Genomic DNA, 17,656 nt, shown 5'->3' with positions numbered 1-17,656 from the left:
AATGAAAACAAACATACTTTTTTCCCTCCTTATTTTTTGCTGTAGCTTTTTTACAATCTTTCCTGCCAATGCAGATTGGAGGGATAAAATACCCTTGTTAAAGTATTCTCCTCGTTATTTTGGTGCGAATGCCTTCCCTTTTCCGGAATTGATGGGCGGGAAGTTATCTCCGCGCTGGGAGGTCGAATTAAGAGGTGAATATCATAAAATGACCGGGGATAAGACGAAAGACGTTTTTGCCCGTTTGTATATCCCTATAGCCAAAGGACGTGCCGGTGTATCGCTTTACGGGGTGATTCAGGAATGGTACGAAACATCACCGGAAGTGCGTGACGAGCGTAATGCTGTCGATGTGAAATCTCCGATCCCTTGTCATGGGGATTTTATATTGAGTTGCCATTATCAGGTGCTGAAAAGTGAGAAATGGGTGGATATCGTGGTAAATGCAACTCTGAGAACAGCCAGTGGGGGACGTTTGTGTGATGCCCGTTATACAGATGCGGCTACTTATTGGTTCGATTGTAATATCGGACGGACGTTGTGGCAGAATCCGGAAAAAAATGCCTCTGTCCGTTTACAGGGAATGGCCGGTTTTTACTGCTGGATGACGAACGATCTGATACATCGGCAGAATGATGCTTTGACATATGCGATAGGGGCACAGGCTACTTATCGTGGTTTTACATTGAATTGTGACTATACAGGCATAAGGGGGTACAGAGGAGACGGGGACAAACCGATGATTGTCCGCTCAAAACTCAATTATGAGATAAAAAAGAACATTATCTCTTTCGGTTATAAACACGGTATACAAGATTATCTTTACGATAGTTTTTCGTTGGCCTATATCCGCTGTTTCTGAAAACCATCTTGAAGGAGGATTTTTCTGTTATTTCCGTCCGAAATCAGCCGGAATTTCCCCCCACACCGAAGTCTCCCATTTCAGGATCGTTGTAGTATAGGTGTTTGTATTCAGCCATTTCTCGGCACGTTCGATCAGATCGAAGATTTGCTCGTTGACAGGTTCACGTTCCAGCAGAGTCTTGCATTTCTTCTTTTTGACCCAACTGATCGCATTACGGCTATCCGAATAAATAGGCAGGTTGCTTCCTTTCTGCTTTAACAGTGCCAGACCATGAACGAGTGCCAGAAACTCGCCGACGTTGTTTGTCCCTTTTTTCAAAGGTCCGATATGGAAAATCTCTTGTCCGGTGGCTGTGTAAACACCCCGGTATTCCATATCCCCCGGATTTCCGCTACAGGCGGCATCTACCGCCAGGCTTTCGTTGATCGGTTTTCCGACAGGTGCTTTCGGTGCCAGATTGGCGGCAGCTTTGGCTGACGAAGCAGTTTTCAGGTAATGCGTATATCCTTTCTCAAAGGCTTCAACGGCCTCTTCGCGGGTTTCGAACGATTTGTATTTCGCTCCTTCTTGTCCTTCCACCTGCATTTTACACTCTGCCCAGTTGTCGTAAACACCTGGGTTAAGTCCTTTCCACACGACATAATATTTGTTCTTCGCCATCTTCTATATTCTTCGGATATGATTTGCAAAGGTAATATTTTGTTACTTTTCTATTGAAAGAAAAGTAATGAAGAAAAAAAACTTTACATTTGCGGTAAACAATCATATACGAGATGAAGCGTATTTTTTTGATAGGTTATATGGGAGCCGGAAAGACGACGGTCGGCAAAGACCTGGCCAAACGAATGGGGCTTTCTTTTATTGACCTGGACTGTTACATAGAAGCCCGCTACCATAAAACGGTCGGGCAGATATTTGCTGAAAAAGGGGAGGAGGCTTTCCGTGATATTGAACGGCGGATGCTCCACGAAGTGGCCATGTTTGAAGATGTACTGATCTCCACTGGCGGTGGTGCTCCCTGCTTTTTTGACAATATGGAGTTTATGAACGAAACAGGCTCAACCGTTTATCTGAAGGTGTCGGTGGAAGAGTTGGCTAAACGTCTTGAAATCTGTAAATCGACTCGCCCCGTACTGAAAGGACGTTCCGGTGATGAGTTGGTTGCATTTATTGCCGAAAGCCTGGAGAAAAGAACTCCCCATTATATGAAAGCTTCAATCGTGTTTGATGCCGAAGTGATGTTGACGGAAACGGATGTGCATGAGATTTCGGAAGCATTGGAAAAAATAGTATAATATATAATGTAAGGCAGTTAGGAATTGCCGGCCGTGGAATCGTATTATGGAAGCAACAGGAGACAAACAGCTTCAGGGTTCATATATTACCCAGGAACTGTTGAAGGAATTGAATAAGGTAGGTAATCGTTTACTGATTGGTATCCCTTGTGAACGGAAAGAGGGGGAAAAGCGGCTTGCGCTTACTCCTGAGGCTGTTGACATGTTGACCGATCGCGGACATCGTGTATTGGTAGAGTCGGGTGCCGGGTTGGGGATCAATTACTCCGATAATCACTATTCCGAGGCTGGTGCCGAGATTGTCGCTACTCCGGCGGAAGTTTTTCAGGCGGATATTATTTTGAAGATACTTCCTCCTTTACCTCAGGAAATCCTGTTGATGAAACCTCGTTCTACTGTCTTTTCCATGGTGCAACTCAATCTGTTTGCTCAGGACGCTTTTGAACTGATGATGGCCAAACGCATTACGGCAATCGCTTATGAACTGATGTCGGACGATCAGAAAAGGTGTCCTATCCTGAATGTTATTTCAGAGATAGAAGGGACAGCTTCTATTACCATTGCTTCCGAATTGTTGAGTAATACCCAGGGAGGAAAAGGTATTTTGCTGGGAGGAATCCCCGGAGTGTCACCGACTGAGATTGTGATCGTCGGTGCAGGAAATGCAGGAACTGTGGCTGCCCGTGCAGCCCTGGCGCTAGGTGCATCTGTTAAGGTTTTCGATGATGATATCAACAAGCTGCGCACGATTCAGCAAGTATTGGGGCAAGGTTTGTTTACTTCGACTTTTCATCCGAATGTATTGCATAATGCTTTCCGTACGGCGGATGTGGTGATCGGAGCTATGCGGTATATCAATACACGTTACCGTTATGTGATTGCGGAAGAATTGGTCAGGACTATGAAACGGGGTTCTCTGGTGATTGATCTGCGTATCAGTCAGGGTGGTTGTTTCGAGACAACCTGCTGTCTGGCTAAATCCGATCCGACCGTTTTTGAGCAATACGGTGTATTACATTATTGTATACCTAATATAAGTAATCGGGTGGCACGTACCACCTCGATGGCTTTCAGTAATATATTTGTACCCATCTTTCTTGCTTTGGGAGATGCCGGGACAGTCCAGAATATGATAAAGTCGGATGATGGCTTTCGTTCAGGTGTTTACATGTATTGTGGGAAACCTGTAAACAATTACGTGTCTAATCATTTTAATTTATCATCAAATAACCTGGATCTATATCTTTCTGCTTTTTAAGCCTCAAAAGTTTTGAACAAGCCAAGTTTATTCTTTACTTTGCGGAAATCTAACTACAAACAAGCGATTAAGCTAATATAAATAATTATGGCAGAACAAACAAAAGTAACAACGTTGGAGAAGGTTGTGATCCGTTTTTCGGGTGACTCCGGAGACGGTATGCAGTTAACCGGAACGATCTTTTCTAATCTGTCGGCTATTTTTGGAAATGAGATTTCTACATTTCCCGACTATCCGGCGGAAGTACGTGCTCCTCAGGGAACACTGAGTGGTGTATCAGGATTCCAGGTGCATCTGGGATCACGTAAAATTTTTACTCCTGGTGATAAGGCGGACGTTTTAGTCGCTATGAATCCCGCCGCTCTGAAAGTGAATGTGAAGAATATCAAGCCAAATGCAATTGTTATTATCGATACCGATTCATTCAAGAAGAGTGATCTGGATAAGGCTTTGTACACAACGGACGATCCGTTCAAAGAACTGGGTCTGAACAGTGTGCAGGTTGTCGCTGCCCCGATCTCTACGATGGTGAAAGACGGTTTGGCAGAGTTTGGTTTGGATAACAAGTCTGCGCTCCGTTCAAAGAATATGTTTGCCCTGGGCCTTGTTTGCTGGTTGTTTGACCGTCCTCTGGAAGAAGCCATGAACATGCTTCAGAATAAATTCGCCAAGAAGCCGGTGATCGCACAGGCTAATATCAAGGCGTTGACAGACGGTTATAACTATGGTCACAATATCCATGCGTCAGTTTCTACTTATCGTATTGAAAGTAAGAAAGCTGAACCGGGATTCTATACGGATGTAAATGGAAATAAGGCTACTTCCTACGGTCTGATTGCTGCTGCCGAAAAAGCCGGCCTGCAACTTTTCCTGGGTAGTTATCCTATTACTCCGGCGACTGATATTTTGCATGAATTATCTAAACGGAAAGATTTGGGCGTAATTACCGTTCAGGCTGAAGATGAAATTGCCGGTATTTGTACGGCTATCGGTGGTAGTTTTGCCGGTTGTCTGGCTGCTACATCGACTTCCGGTCCGGGTTTGGCGTTGAAGAGTGAAGCGATCGGTCTGGCTGTAATAGCTGAATTGCCGCTGGTTATCATCGACGTACAGCGTGGAGGTCCATCAACAGGTATGCCGACAAAGAGTGAGCAGACCGACCTGATGCAGGCGCTTTACGGACGTAACGGTGAAAGTCCGCTGGTAGTGATTGCCGCTTCTACTCCGACAGACTGTTTCGATGCAGCTTACTGGGCTGGTAAGCTGGCTGTAGAACATATGACTCCGGTTATCCTGATGACGGATGCTTTCATTGCAAACGGTTCGTCTGCCTGGAGATTACCTGACCTGGACAACTATCCGGAAATCAAACCGAACTACGTGTCCAACTATCAGGGAGAAAAGCCCTGGAAGGCATATCGTCGTGATAAAGATACACAGGTTCGTTACTGGGCTATCCCGGGTATGGAAGGATTTGCACACCGTTTGGGAGGTCTGGAGAAAGATTACGATACAAGTGCTATCTCGACCGATCCTATCAACCATCAGAAGATGGTTACCACCCGCCAGGCAAAGATCGACAAAATTGCTGATTTTATCCCGGAACTGGAAGTGCTCGGAGATCCCGATGCCGACCTGTTGCTGGTAGGCTGGGGCGGTACATACGGTCATCTGTATGAAGCAATGGAAACAATGCATGAACAAGGCAAGAAAGTAGCTTTGGCCCACTTCAAATTTATCAGTCCGCTTCCGAAGAATACGGCAGAGGTACTTTCCAAATATAAGAAAGTGGTTGTTGCTGAACAGAATAACGGACAGTTTGCCAACTACCTGCGTGGTAAAGTTCCCGGATTCAATCCGTACAGATTCAACCGCGTGAAAGGACAGCCTTTCGTTGTTGCGAGATTAGTTGAGGAATTCACTAAAATATTGGAGGCTTAAAAAATGACAGATATAAAATTCGAACCGAAAGATTATAAAAGCGACCAGTATGTACGTTGGTGTCCGGGTTGTGGAGACCATGCCGTATTGAACTGCTTACACAAAGCGATGGCGGAAGTAGGAGTGGCTCCTCATAATATGGCCGTTATCTCGGGTATCGGGTGTTCTTCCCGCTTACCTTATTATATGAATACATACGGTTTCCATACCATCCACGGACGTGGTGCTGCAATAGCAACAGGTGTGAAGACTGCCCGTCCCGACCTGAGTCTCTGGCTGATCACCGGCGACGGCGACTGTCTGGCTATCGGTGGTAACCATTTTATCCATGCCGTACGTCGTAATGTCGACCTGAACATAGTTCTTTTCAACAATAAAATTTATGGTCTGACCAAAGGACAATACTCCCCGACTTCCGAACGTGGCTTCGTTTCTAAAAGTTCTCCTTACGGAACAGTGGAAGACCCGTTTATCCCGGCTGAACTGGCTTTGGGAGCACGCGGAAACTTCTTTGCCCGGGTGATCGATGTGGATTTGAAGAATACAACTGAAGTATTGGCTGCTTCTGCACGCCATAAAGGTGCTTCTGTCACGGAAGTGCTGGTAAACTGTGTAATTTTCAATGACGGCATTCATAAGAGTATCGTTGATAAGGAATATCGTGCAGACCGTACCATCTTCCTTCGCCACGGCGAAAAGATGATTTTCGGAAAAGAAGGTAACAAAGGTCTTGTGTTGGATGGTCTTAAACTGAAAGCCGTTACGATCGGTGAAGGTGGCTACACAATGGATGATGTGCTGGTTCATGATGCCCATGAAAAAGATACGACACTTCATATGATGCTGGCTATGATGAAAGATGATATGCCTATTGCCCTGGGTGTTATCCGCGATGTGGATGCTCCGGTATACGATGAAGCCGTTCATCAACAGATTGAAGAGGTACAGGCAAAGAATCCTACCCGTAAACTGAAAGACTTCTTAATGAAGGGTGAAGTTTGGGAAGTGAAATAAGATTTTATTATAATAACTGGAATAGGAGGGGTGATCATATGGTCATCCCTTTTTATTTTTATAAGAAAAAGTGAGTATAAATGATCGAAACCTGTGTTTTGAAAGAAAAACGTTATTGGAACAATGAATAAAGATTATACAAAATATACTGCGGAAAAATTGTTGGAAGATGATTTTTTTATCGAGTCCAATACTTCTCCGACGTTGGATACGATCAATTTCTGGAAAAGACAGGTTGTAGACGGACTGGATGAACAGGAATATCAGTTAGCTATATTCTTTTTGCGTTCCATAAAGGTAAAAAAAGAACAAATGACTAATGAACGGCAGGATTTATTATGGACAAAGATCAAGGATTCGAATAAGATTCTGCAACTGCAACGTAGCCGTCGCTTTCGTTCTTTTATGTGGATGGCTGCCGCTAGTGTCGCTGTTTTGATTATATTCTCTATTTCATATATATATACCAATGTAAATGAGACTCCGGATGTAGAAGCTGTTGCCCGGGAAATGGCTGTCACTCCGGATGAGGGAGAGATACAATTGGTTTTATCCGACAAGCTGATTCCGATTAGCGGACAGGAATCTCAAATCGAATATGATGCGAAAGGGACAGTGGCCGTTAATTCGGAAAAGATTGCTGATGTATCTTTGAATTCTGCCAATACCTCTAAACGGTTGTCAGAGTTTAATCAGTTGATTGTCCCGAATGGAAAACGTTCCACCCTGATTTTAGAAGATGGGACTAAACTCTGGGTGAATGCCGGCAGCCGGATTGTGTACCCGGTTACATTCGCTGATAAAAAAAGGGAGATCTATGTAAATGGCGAAGTTTTTCTGGAAGTGACACCGGATAAAAAAAGGCCTTTTATCGTAAAAACGAAAGAGATAGATGTACAGGTTTTGGGTACTTCTTTTAATGTAATGGCATACGAAACGGACGAATCTTCTTCAGTTGTCCTGGTTACAGGGGCTGTACAGGTGGATACTAAGGATGACGAAGATTTCCGTTTGGAACCTAACAGAATGTTCTCTTATAACCAGGGAGAATGTGACATAAAGGAGGTTAATGTGAATGATTATATTTTATGGAAAGATGGGTTATATACATACAGAAGTGAACATTTGTCAGTAATCCTGGATCGTTTATCCCGTTACTATGGAAAAAAGATCAGCTATAAATCTGATGTGGCAGATTTAAAATGCTCGGGAAAACTTGATATGCAGGAGGATCTGGAGGTTGTCCTGGATGGGCTGAGCCAAACAGCCCCGATTCTCTATAAGAAAATAGATGAAGAGTATATAGTAGTCAAAGAAGGCAGATAAAAGATTGTATATTAGGTTATTATTTTTTTAACATATATGTTAACAACTTAAATTGGAAAGCCTATGGAAAAAGCTCGGATGGAAAAATGACAGATCTGTAAATACTAACAAAACCGGATAACACTGCCATGTTATCCGGTTGGATCTCTAAATTAACTAGTTGAAAATAACCATTTAAAAATCAATACAAAGATATGGTAAATAAACGATTCTCCAATTCCTGGAGTATTAAATATCGAATTATGAAAATCGCTGCCCTATTCCTGATCTTAGGAATAAATGCAAGTTTGGCCAGCAGTACTTATTCGCAATCGGCGACATTGTCTTTGAAAGCGAATAATAAGACAGTGCAGGAGATCTTCTCTGAAATAGAAAAGCAAAGTGAATATGTTTTTTTCTATTATGACGGTATATTGGATGTAAACCGGAAAGTGAAATTAGATATCACTGATCAGACTGTGGATATTATATTAAATCAGTTGTTTACAGGAACAGATAATACCTATGTAATTAAAGACCGCCAGATATTTATATCAAAGAAAAAGAATACCGGTTTGATCGGCCCATTGCCATTGAAAGCCCAGGACAGAAGTTCTTTTCGGGGAAAGGTACTGGATGATTTGGGCGAACCTTTGCCGGGAGCGGCTATCCTGGTTGCAGGAAGTACCCGCGGGGTGACGACTGACCTGGACGGTTCTTTTGAACTGGAAGTAAATAAATCGGATAAACTGGTCATTTCTTATTTGGGGATGGAAGATCAGGAAATCGTTATCGGTAATCAAAACGATGTTGTGATCAGAATGAAGCCAAAGGCCGATGAACTGGAAGAAGTGACCGTTGTAGCTTATGGTAAGCAAAAGAAAGCCAGTGTGATAGGTGCTATATCAACTATCACCTCCGAACAACTTCAGGTACCGGTTGCGAAACTGAGTACAAGCCTGGCCGGACAGATGGCCGGTATCGTTGCCATACAACGTACCGGTGAGCCTGGTGCCGGAGCAGATTTCTGGATACGGGGTATTAGTTCTTTCGGGGCAAACAATACACCGCTTATACTGGTGGATGGAATAGAACGTTCGATGGATTTGGTTGATCCGGAAGATATTGCTACTTTTTCAATATTGAAGGATGCGACAGCTACGGCTTTGTATGGAGTTCGTGGTGCAAACGGGATTGTTCTGATTACGACAAAGCGAGGAAGGGAAGCCAAGCCTGCTATCAATGCCCGGGTGGAATATGGGATTTCTAATCCGACCGTAACACCTAAAATGGCGAATGCCTCCCAATGGATGGACTATTATAATGATATCACATTGCAGGGGAACGGACAACTGGCTTATCAGCCGGTAGAATATGATAAACACGTCAATCATACGGATCCTGATTTATATCCGAATGTGGACTGGTGGGATACAACTTTCCGCAATATATCCAACAATATCCGTGCGAATGTAAATGTTTCGGGAGGTGGAAAAAGTGTCCGCTATTATGTTGCCGGTTCGTTTTATAGTGAGAATGGCATTTTTAAACCGGTAAAGAATCCTCAGTATGATCCTCAGGTCGGATATAAGAAAATCAATTTTCGGGCCAATGTTGATATCAATGTGACACGGCTGACTGAACTGAGCCTTTCGTTGTCGAACCAATATGAGATAAAGAACCGTTTGGGAGTTGCAATGGAAAGTGTCTATAATAACACGCTGGCTGTCCCTTCTGTTGCTGTTGTGCCTGTATTTTCAGATGGTAGTTTATCCCGTCCTATTGTAGGTACTAATCCTTATCTGGACTTGAACTATACGGGTTATTCCGCTGACTTCTGGAACAATGCTCAATCTTTGATCAGCTTGACACAGGATTTTTCATTCATTACTCCCGGCTTGAAAGGAAATGCAAAATTCTCGTGGGATGCCCGTAATGAATCGACGCTGGATAAACGTAAGTCGCCGGTTACGTACGATGCCCTGGGAAGGGATAAGGAAGGAAATCTGATTTTACATCAGAACCGCGACGGTAATGATTTTCTTTCTCTGGCTCGTTCTAACAGAGGGGCACAAACCTGGAATTTTGAAACATCGCTTACTTATGATCAGGTATTCAACGATGATCATCGGGTGAACGGCCTGTTTTTATTCAATATCCGGGAATATACCAACAATTTCCCGACTGATTATATTGCAGCTTTTGCCAATAGAAATATCGGTATTGCAGGTCGTGCTGCCTATTCCTTCAGGGATAAGTATTTCGCTGAATTTAATTTTGGTTATAATGGTTCTGAAAACTTCGCTCCTGGAAAACGTTTCGGTTTTTTCCCTTCAGGTGCTTTGGGCTATATGATCAGCAATGAAGATTTCTGGAAACCCCTGTCATCTGTGATCTCTTTATTGAAGATTAAAGGTTCTTATGGAGAGATAGGAAATGATAAGATCGGCGGTGATCGTCGTTTTGCGTATAATACCGAGATGCAGTATACGGGAGGTTGGAATTTCGGACGTGATCAGGCAAAGTGGATCAGAGGTATCGCAACCGGACATCCCGGTAACCCGAATGTATCCTGGGAAACTGCCAAGAAGACGGATGTCGGTTTTGAATTGGGACTGTTCCATCGTATTAAACTGAGTGCCGATTATTTTAAAGAAAAACGCGAAGGTATTTATATTCAGCAACAAAGTATTCCTTCGGTAGTCGGTATTAACGTGACGCAGTATGTGAATTTAGGTAAGATGCAGAATCAGGGGATAGATATGACGCTGGAATATGAACAGCAGGTAAATGATGAGTTATATATATCCGGACGTGGAAACTTTACCTTTAACCGTAATAAAGTATTGTATGATGATAAACCGAGTCAGCAATGGCCTTATTTGAATGATGTAGGTTTTCCGATGGATCAACATAGGGGGCTGGTTGCTATTGGTTTGTTTGAGTCGGAGAAAGATATAGCGAACAGTCCGACACAAACCTTCGGTCCGGTACGTCCGGGAGATATCAAATACCGGGATATAGACGGGAACGGGATTATCGACTCAAACGACCGGGTTCCGATGGGATATACGACAATCCCTGAGATCAACTATGGTTTCGGTGTGAGCCTGCGATGGAGGCGTTTTGATTTATCCGTATTCTTTCAGGGAGCTACCCATGTAGGGCGTATGATCGGAGGAAGCCAGGTGTACGGTAGTGACGGCAGTATTCTGTCTCTTGGAAACTTCTATGAAGAGGTAGCAGAGAACCGTTGGACTGAATGGAATCCGGATCCGAATGCGAAATATCCCCGTATGTGGATGTCTGCTTTCGACAATAATAAGCAACAGTCCTCCTATTGGTGGCGTGATATGAGCTATATCCGTTTGAAAAATGCGGAGATAGGATATTCATTGCCTAAAGAACTGATACAAAAGATAGGTCTTTCGACAATACGTTTTTATATACAGGGTGTCAATCTTCTGACGTTTAGCGGCTTCAAATTATGGGATCCGGAACTGAATACCGGAACCGGAGGGTTATATCCTCAAATGCGTACGGCTGCTATAGGAATGAATGTTAACTTTTAATTATTAAGCATATGAAAAAATATAAGCATAAATATACAGTAATCAGTCTGTTATACATGATTGGTATGTTGTTTACCGGTTGTGACGGTTTTCTGGATGTAGAGTTGGATAATCAGATTAAACTGGAGGAAGTATTCAATAAACGTTCCACAACCGAACAATATCTGGCACAGGTGTATGGCTTTGTTCCACAGACATATAAATGGCACGAAAATGCAGTCGGAGCTAGTGTTCCCATGAGTGATGAAGCTTTGTTTTCCTGGATGTCCGGGTTGGGGTATCATAGTTTTTTGAATGGAACATGGAGTGTCACGACAACTTCCTATGCAATCTGGAAAAATATGTATCAGGCCATTAATCAGGCTACCGTATTTATGAACCACGTAGATGAGTGTGTGGAGTTGACCCAGAAAGAAAAAGATATAATGAAGGCGGAGGCTCGTTTTTTGAGAGCTTATTTCTATACGCTCTTAATAAATCAGTACGGACCTGTTTATGTTTGGGGAGATCAGGATTCTGATTCCAGCATTCATGCGGAAGATATTGATCGCCACCCGCTGGAAGCAAATGTACAGTTCGTGCTGGAAGAATATGATAAGGCTGCAGAGGTTTTACCTTTACAGATAACGGATCTCAGTTGGTACGGACGTGTAACGAAAGGAGTTGTGTTAGCTGCTAAGGCCCGTTTCTTGTTGTATATGGCGAGTCCGTTGTTTAATGGTTGCTCTTTATATCAAGGGATGCAGAATAAAGACGGAGAATTATTGTTCCCGCAGTCACCAGACCTTGAAAAGTGGCAAAAGGCGGCTGATGCAGCTAAAGCTGTCATCGATCTGGGAATTTATGATCTGGTACGGAATACGGCGGAGACTGATCCGTTCAAACGGGCAATCCGGTCATATATGGGGGTAACATTGGAAAAGTGGAATAAAGAGGTTATCTGGGGGCAATGGCAGACTGATGGAATGTTCATTGTGGTCCGCTGTAATCCTCCTAAGTTCTGTAAGACCGGCTACGGTGGATATTGTCCTTCTATCCGTTTGGTCGATACTTATCCTATGGCTGCTTCGGGGCGCTTCCCTGTCACGGGATATAATGCGGATGGTTCTCCGGTCATAGATCCGAAGTCCGGTTATGTGGAGGATGGTTTTAAGGATAGTTATAAACACCCGTTAGATACTTTCCTACTTGTAAAAGCACATAACAGCTGCGTCGGACGTGATGCCCGTTTTTATGCTTCTGTTTTGGCGAATGGATTTCCTTGGCTGAATCCGGCGATGAGAAAAGATGCTGTTACATTTTTTGATGGAGGTACTTCTTCCTATTCAGGTAGTGGCGATTGTGTAAAGGCCGGATATTCCTGGCGCAGAATGACCGACCCGACTTTGAATACGGACCAGGGTAACTGGGGGCAATTGGTCGCTCTGATCTTTCGTTTAGGTGAAATTTATCTGAACTATGCGGAAGCCTGTAACGAAAAACCGAACCGGGATGAGGCCGAAGCTTTGAAGTATATCAACCTGATCCGTGAACGTTCCGGTTTGAATAAATTGGAGGATGCTTATCCGGAAGTCAAAGGGAATAAAAACTTACTTCGTGAGCTGATCCAGAAAGAACGTATGGTCGAATTAGCTTTCGAGACACTCCGGCTATCGGATCTTCGTCGGTGGATGACCGCTAAAGATGTTCTGAACGGAAAAGTATGGACAAGGAATGTCGCTGCGAAAAATTATGAAGACTCATGGCACAGGACAACGTCTATCTGGGCTTCAGGAGACAGGGTATTCACAGACAAAAATTATCTGTTCCCTATTCCTCAGGAGCAATTGAATGAAATGCAGAATTTGACACAAAATTATGGTTGGTAATAAAAAATGAAGAATATGAAATTCAAATATAATATATTTCTGATGGCCTTATCGGTATTCTCGTTGTGGTTTGTTTCATGTGACGAATACAGGGATGCGGATGAATTGGATGATCAGCTTTATCTGCAAAAATCAGGGTTGCTGGAAGCTAAGGTCTTTAATTGGGGTACTTTTACCTATGAACTGCCTGTGATAAAGAGTGGTAAAGGAAATCATTCCGCAACCGTCCGCCTGTCGGTGGATGAATCCATTTTGGCTGCTTATAACGAAACGAACGGTACCGATTATAAACTGATGCCGGATAATTGTTATTCGCTGAAAGAGGGGAGTTTATCTTTTACGGAAGATGATTACAGAAAGTTCTTTCTGATTGATTTTGATCCCGCCTCCCTGACTGATCTGGGCAACGATGGTTTGCAATATGTACTGCCCTGTTTGTTGGTGACCGATAACGCGGATATTCGGATCGCAGAGGAGGATAAGGCGCAGATTCTGATCAAGCCTTCTGTCTATCAGCCTTATATTGGTTTCGAAACTCCGGGTATATACAGGACGGGATCTGAGTTCAGCATAAAAACGGATGACGATGATGTTCTGGTCATTTATCCTAAGGTACAGGTCAATTATTATAATGACTGGGATATTTCTTATGATGTCGAGGTCAATTCAGCTGCACTGGATGAATATAACGGTTCCCTGAGTGCAGGTGCCCGAAAATATAAATTACTGCCGGAAGGTGCGTATACGATAGATCGTTCGACTTGTATCCTGAATAAGAACCGGGATTATGAATATCTAAAGATCACATTGGAGGAGAAAGCATTTAAAGTGGATGAAAATAATTATGCTTTCGGGTACTATGCCCTTCCTCTCAAAATAGCTTCTGTCTCAAAGTATGGAATCGATCCGGAGGCGGATGTGACAATCTATCCGATTTCTATCCAACCCCCGGTTATGGAGAAAACCGGCTGGACGATAGAAGAGTGTAATTCTATTATTACAGATGAAGTCGAGAACGCTTCGTCGATGGATATACCGGATAATCTACTGGATAATAATAATAACACTTATTGGTGTACAAGAGCTATCAAGCCGATAGAATTTCCTTATTTTGTCACTATAAACTTGCAGGAGAATTGTAGTTTGTATCGTTTGGGATTCCAGTTGCCGGAAGATGAATCACTTGGAAATATCAAATCAGGTTATTTTGAAGTTAGCACAGATGGTGAGAATTGGACAAAAATTGTAGATTGGAGCCGCAAAAGCAATCTGGAGGATCGTTCGATGGAACTGGATTTCTCAATGCAACAAGCCAATTATATCCGTTTTGTTATTACGGATGCGTTTGAATATGCAGATCCTGCATTGGGCAAAGCAAGTGGTGCGGTTTGCCAGGTTGCAGAGATTAATGGTTGGGGTATTTAATAACAGATGTTATGTCAAATAGAAGAACTTTTATTAAACAAATGATGGCTGGAGGTATATTATTACCTTCAGCTCCCCAACTTCTGGCGGAGGGAAACTCTTCCGGAGTGGTTGGAAATGGGGAATCTGTCGGTTCCAGCGAGATACGCATTGCTTTAATCGGTAAAGGCGGAATGGGGACTGCTGATGCGAATTGTGCTTTACGGGTACCAGGGGTAAAGATCACGGCCGTATGTGATGTTTATGAAACGCGTTTGGAGGATGCTAAAAAACAGTGGGGAGATCATATTTTCATAACAAAAGATTATAATGATATTCTGAAACGTAGTGATGTCGATGCCGTACTGATCGGAACTCCCGACCATTGGCATCAACCCATTGCCATTGCAGCCATGAAAGCTGGTAAGCATGTATATTGTGAAAAACCGGTTATCCATAAAATAAGTGAGGCGGAAAAACTGATTGATGCGCAGCGGGTAAGTGGTATGTATTTTCAAGCCGGGAGTCAGGGTATGGCTTCTTTAGGGAATAGAAAAGCCCGGCAACTGTTGCGATCCGGGGCTATCGGCAAAGTCAATTTTATAGATGGGCAGTTTACAGGTGCTCCGGGAACATTGGGGTATTATCCGGTTGCTGATAATGCTTCTGAAAAAACAATCTGGTGGAAACGGTTCTTAGGAAATGCACCTAAGCATAAATTCGATCCCCAACGTTTCTTTTATTGGAGGAACTGGAAAGATTACGGAACCGGCATTGCCGGAGATCTGTTCGTGCATGTGCTGGCAAGCCTTCACTATATAACTGATGCTATTGGTCCGGAAAAAGTTTATACGACAGGTGGTATCCGGCATTATACAGACGGATACCGGGATACTCCTGATGTGATGCTTGCTTATCTGGATTATCCGGACAGGGAGGATCTGGGAGCGTTCACCGTACAGTTGGGTGCAAACTATGTCGACGGTGTTTCGCGTAAATGGGGAAGTATGGACTTTCGTATTGTCGGTTCGGAAGGAACTCTCGATGTGGCATGGGATAAGGTCACTTTGAAAACGTTGCATAAGGCTGATACAGCTTTCTTGCAGGCATTGGAACCGATTGGGCAGGGGATCGATACGCCGGTTGTCAAATCGGAAAAGGAGATAGAATTCATTGCTTCATCGGACTATAAGGGGGGGCATTATGATCATTTTGAAAACTTTTTTACGGGTATCCGTAATAAAACCCCGCTTGTTTGTGATGTCATGTTTTCTGTAAGATCTGCTGCTCCGGCCTTATTAAGTTATGAAAGTTATGAACGGGGAGAGGCTGTTTATTGGGATGCTGAGAATCTGAAAGAAAGAAAAAAATAAACTTAAAAAAGAGATTTGTCTATGAAAATTATAGAATATGCAGTCTTGTTGTTGCTAATAAGCTGTCCTTTGTTCGCATCGAATCCGGTTCTTTCGTCGACAGCGGAAACAGTTGTCCCATACCGGTTATCGGAGCAGGAGAAGAAAGATGGTTACCGGTTGTTGTTTGACGGAACTACTCTGGATGGATGGATTAACAACTCTGATGAGTATATATTGGAAAACGGTTGTATTGCTAAAAAAGCCTCGGGATTCGGAAATCTTTATTCGGAAGATAGTTTCTGTAACTTTGTATTGAAGTTTGAATTTCAACTGACACCCGGAGCAAATAACGGATTGGGGCTTCGGCACATCATAGTTCCGGAAGGTTATTTGGGAATGGAACTTCAGATACTGGATAATGACGATCCTCAATATAAGGATCTGAAGCCCTACCAGTATCACGGAGGTTTATATAATTATGCTCCGGCCAAACGCGGGTATTTAAAACCAGTGGGCGAATGGAATCAACAGGAAGTGATAGCTCGGGGAGCCAATATTAAGATCATTTTGAATGGGACGGTCATTCTCGATACGAATATCAAGAAAGTGATTAAGGATATTCCGTATGATAAGGTACAGTCCGGATTGCGGAACTCATGTGGTCACATCGCTTTCTTGGGGCATGACTCGGTAGTCAGGTTCAGATATATCCGTATAAAAGTTCTCGAGTGAGAACCACGCAATTGCTTATAAAACAACGACAGACTACTGATTGACTTGTTTTATAGGCAATTGTAAGTTACATGCTGATAAGAAGGAGCAGGACAAATTGCATTTCTGCCTGTGAGAAAGTGGTACGTAGCTTTTTTAAAGACCTTTGTATCAGATTCTGGGTAGATTGGTAATTCATATCCATGATCTGGCAAATCTCTTCATAAGATAATCCTTCTACAAAACGATAATAGATGATTTCTTTCTGGCGTGGCGATAAAACCTCGAGCATCCGGATCATTTTCTCATTCAGGAATTGTTCTCTTTCATTTTCGATAATCTCATCCTCAATCGTATATTCTGCCGCAAAAACAGGTTCCAGCGAATCGATCTGACTGTATTTTATGTCTTTTCTAAATATATTGAATAGCTTGTTTTTCAAGGCAATAAAAAGGTATAGTTTGATGTTGTCTGTAGACTGGAGGTGTCTGCGGTTCTGAAATATCTTTATAAACACATCCTGTATACAATCCTCTACCAGCCCTTTATCAGAGGTAAAATGCATGCCATAAGCATATAGCGCCTGCGAGTACTCTCTATAAATATATGTATAAGCTTCATCATCTCCACAAAGAAAATTCTCCCAGATTATCTGATCTGAGTTTCTCTTTTTTGTAGTCATGGGGGTTGACTCAGTGTTTTTTCTCATAAGAATGCTACGTGGTTAGACCTTGTTCAGAATCAGAACACAAAAATTGGGGAAAACTACTCAACTTTTTCTGTAAATATATTCACTTTTTTCTAAGTGACTACTTTAGTTGACACTTCTGTCGCAGATTGTAAAGTCTAGTTGACAAATAGACTGCCCGGATTGTTAATTGCATGGAAAAGAGCAATTATTACTGAAAAATTTCCTTAATAGAGTACCAGCTATAAAAAAATGTATTACTTTTGTACCGGTCTTAACAAGGCGCGATAATAGCAAGTTAGATGTAGGTATTGGAGCCCTGTTATTTTAATTTCGCGAGAGAGAAAAGTTATATAAAGTCAATCATTTAAATTATTATC

General features: G+C 42.8%; 13 protein-coding genes. 11 read left to right on the top strand and 2 right to left on the bottom strand.

All coding sequences use genetic code 11. The features are described from left to right. Nucleotide 1 precedes the first annotated feature (1 nt). Complete coding sequence (locus HMPREF1535_RS07345; RefSeq protein WP_046145731.1) at nt 2–862, top strand: hypothetical protein; 861 nt, start codon at nt 2–4, stop codon at nt 860–862. A 27-nt stretch (nt 863–889) separates the two neighbouring features. Here the strand turns inward: HMPREF1535_RS07345 and HMPREF1535_RS07340 are convergent, their stop codons facing one another. After that, on the bottom strand, nt 890–1,525 hold the full coding sequence (locus HMPREF1535_RS07340) for a ribonuclease H1 domain-containing protein (protein WP_009860689.1): 636 nt from the start codon (nt 1,523–1,525) through the stop codon (nt 890–892). 113 nt (nt 1,526–1,638) lie between these two features. Here HMPREF1535_RS07340 and HMPREF1535_RS07335 point away from each other — a divergent pair, with 113 nt between their 5' ends. From HMPREF1535_RS07335 to HMPREF1535_RS07290, 10 genes are all read left to right on the top strand, one after another. Further along, the gene (locus HMPREF1535_RS07335) at nt 1,639–2,160 is read left to right on the top strand and encodes a shikimate kinase (protein ID WP_009860690.1); all 522 of its coding nucleotides are present in this window, start codon (nt 1,639–1,641) and stop codon (nt 2,158–2,160) included. A 46-nt stretch (nt 2,161–2,206) separates the two neighbouring features. Continuing rightward, nucleotides 2,207–3,418 carry an alanine dehydrogenase gene (locus HMPREF1535_RS07330; protein WP_046145730.1) on the top strand — a complete coding sequence of 404 codons (1,212 nt, stop codon included), beginning with the start codon at nt 2,207–2,209 and terminating at the stop codon, nt 3,416–3,418. 87 nt (nt 3,419–3,505) lie between these two features. Continuing rightward, a complete protein-coding gene (locus HMPREF1535_RS07325) occupies nt 3,506–5,359 on the top strand; it encodes a 2-oxoacid:acceptor oxidoreductase subunit alpha (protein ID WP_046145729.1) in 1,854 nt (617 codons plus the stop codon). A 3-nt stretch (nt 5,360–5,362) separates the two neighbouring features. Next, nucleotides 5,363–6,373, top strand: coding sequence for a 2-oxoacid:ferredoxin oxidoreductase subunit beta (locus HMPREF1535_RS07320; RefSeq protein WP_046145728.1), 1,011 nt, complete (start codon nt 5,363–5,365; stop codon nt 6,371–6,373). 123 nt (nt 6,374–6,496) lie between these two features. Next, the gene (locus tag HMPREF1535_RS07315) at nt 6,497–7,699 is read left to right on the top strand and encodes a FecR family protein (RefSeq protein WP_046145727.1); all 1,203 of its coding nucleotides are present in this window, start codon (nt 6,497–6,499) and stop codon (nt 7,697–7,699) included. 242 nt (nt 7,700–7,941) lie between these two features. Next, on the top strand, nt 7,942–11,250 hold the full coding sequence (locus HMPREF1535_RS07310) for a TonB-dependent receptor (protein WP_244275580.1): 3,309 nt from the start codon (nt 7,942–7,944) through the stop codon (nt 11,248–11,250). Nucleotides 11,251–11,261: 11 nt separating this feature from the next. Continuing rightward, the gene (locus HMPREF1535_RS07305; RefSeq protein WP_046145725.1) at nt 11,262–13,118 is read left to right on the top strand and encodes a RagB/SusD family nutrient uptake outer membrane protein; all 1,857 of its coding nucleotides are present in this window, start codon (nt 11,262–11,264) and stop codon (nt 13,116–13,118) included. A 15-nt stretch (nt 13,119–13,133) separates the two neighbouring features. Continuing rightward, nucleotides 13,134–14,543: a BT_3987 domain-containing protein gene (locus HMPREF1535_RS07300; RefSeq protein WP_046145724.1), complete on the top strand. Its 1,410-nt coding sequence runs from the start codon at nt 13,134–13,136 to the stop codon at nt 14,541–14,543. Nucleotides 14,544–14,554: 11 nt separating this feature from the next. Next, the gene (locus HMPREF1535_RS07295; protein WP_009860703.1) at nt 14,555–15,895 is read left to right on the top strand and encodes a Gfo/Idh/MocA family protein; all 1,341 of its coding nucleotides are present in this window, start codon (nt 14,555–14,557) and stop codon (nt 15,893–15,895) included. Between the two features lie 21 nt (nt 15,896–15,916). Next, on the top strand, nt 15,917–16,609 hold the full coding sequence (locus tag HMPREF1535_RS07290; protein WP_046145723.1) for a 3-keto-disaccharide hydrolase: 693 nt from the start codon (nt 15,917–15,919) through the stop codon (nt 16,607–16,609). Between the two features lie 67 nt (nt 16,610–16,676). Here HMPREF1535_RS07290 and HMPREF1535_RS07285 read toward each other — a convergent pair whose 3' ends face one another. Further along, nucleotides 16,677–17,270 (bottom strand): RNA polymerase sigma factor, encoded by a 594-nt coding sequence (locus HMPREF1535_RS07285; RefSeq protein ID WP_228100060.1) that lies wholly within the window; start codon nt 17,268–17,270, stop codon nt 16,677–16,679. Between the last annotated feature and the right edge of the window lie 386 nt (nt 17,271–17,656).

The organism is Parabacteroides goldsteinii DSM 19448 = WAL 12034 (genome assembly GCF_000969835.1).
GTDB lineage: Bacteria > Bacteroidota > Bacteroidia > Bacteroidales > Tannerellaceae > Parabacteroides > Parabacteroides goldsteinii.
This window is presented reverse-complemented; position numbering and strand designations above follow the sequence as displayed.

Bases quoted from the DNA above. Each gene is read 5' to 3' on its own strand.
- HMPREF1535_RS07320 (WP_046145728.1), top strand. From the start codon at position 5,363: ATGACAGATATAAAATTCGAACCGAAAGATTATAAAAGCGACCAGTAT.
- HMPREF1535_RS07295 (WP_009860703.1), top strand. From the start codon at position 14,555: ATGTCAAATAGAAGAACTTTTATTAAACAAATGATGGCTGGAGGTATA.
- HMPREF1535_RS07325 (WP_046145729.1), top strand. From the start codon at position 3,506: ATGGCAGAACAAACAAAAGTAACAACGTTGGAGAAGGTTGTGATCCGT.
- HMPREF1535_RS07310 (WP_244275580.1), top strand. From the start codon at position 7,942: ATGAAAATCGCTGCCCTATTCCTGATCTTAGGAATAAATGCAAGTTTG.
- HMPREF1535_RS07305 (WP_046145725.1), top strand. From the start codon at position 11,262: ATGAAAAAATATAAGCATAAATATACAGTAATCAGTCTGTTATACATG.
- HMPREF1535_RS07340 (WP_009860689.1), bottom strand. From the start codon at position 1,525: ATGGCGAAGAACAAATATTATGTCGTGTGGAAAGGACTTAACCCAGGT.
- HMPREF1535_RS07300 (WP_046145724.1), top strand. From the start codon at position 13,134: ATGAAATTCAAATATAATATATTTCTGATGGCCTTATCGGTATTCTCG.
- HMPREF1535_RS07290 (WP_046145723.1), top strand. From the start codon at position 15,917: ATGAAAATTATAGAATATGCAGTCTTGTTGTTGCTAATAAGCTGTCCT.
- HMPREF1535_RS07285 (WP_228100060.1), bottom strand. From the start codon at position 17,270: ATGACTACAAAAAAGAGAAACTCAGATCAGATAATCTGGGAGAATTTT.
- HMPREF1535_RS07330 (WP_046145730.1), top strand. From the start codon at position 2,207: ATGGAAGCAACAGGAGACAAACAGCTTCAGGGTTCATATATTACCCAG.
- HMPREF1535_RS07345 (WP_046145731.1), top strand. From the start codon at position 2: ATGAAAACAAACATACTTTTTTCCCTCCTTATTTTTTGCTGTAGCTTT.
- HMPREF1535_RS07335 (WP_009860690.1), top strand. From the start codon at position 1,639: ATGAAGCGTATTTTTTTGATAGGTTATATGGGAGCCGGAAAGACGACG.
- HMPREF1535_RS07315 (WP_046145727.1), top strand. From the start codon at position 6,497: ATGAATAAAGATTATACAAAATATACTGCGGAAAAATTGTTGGAAGAT.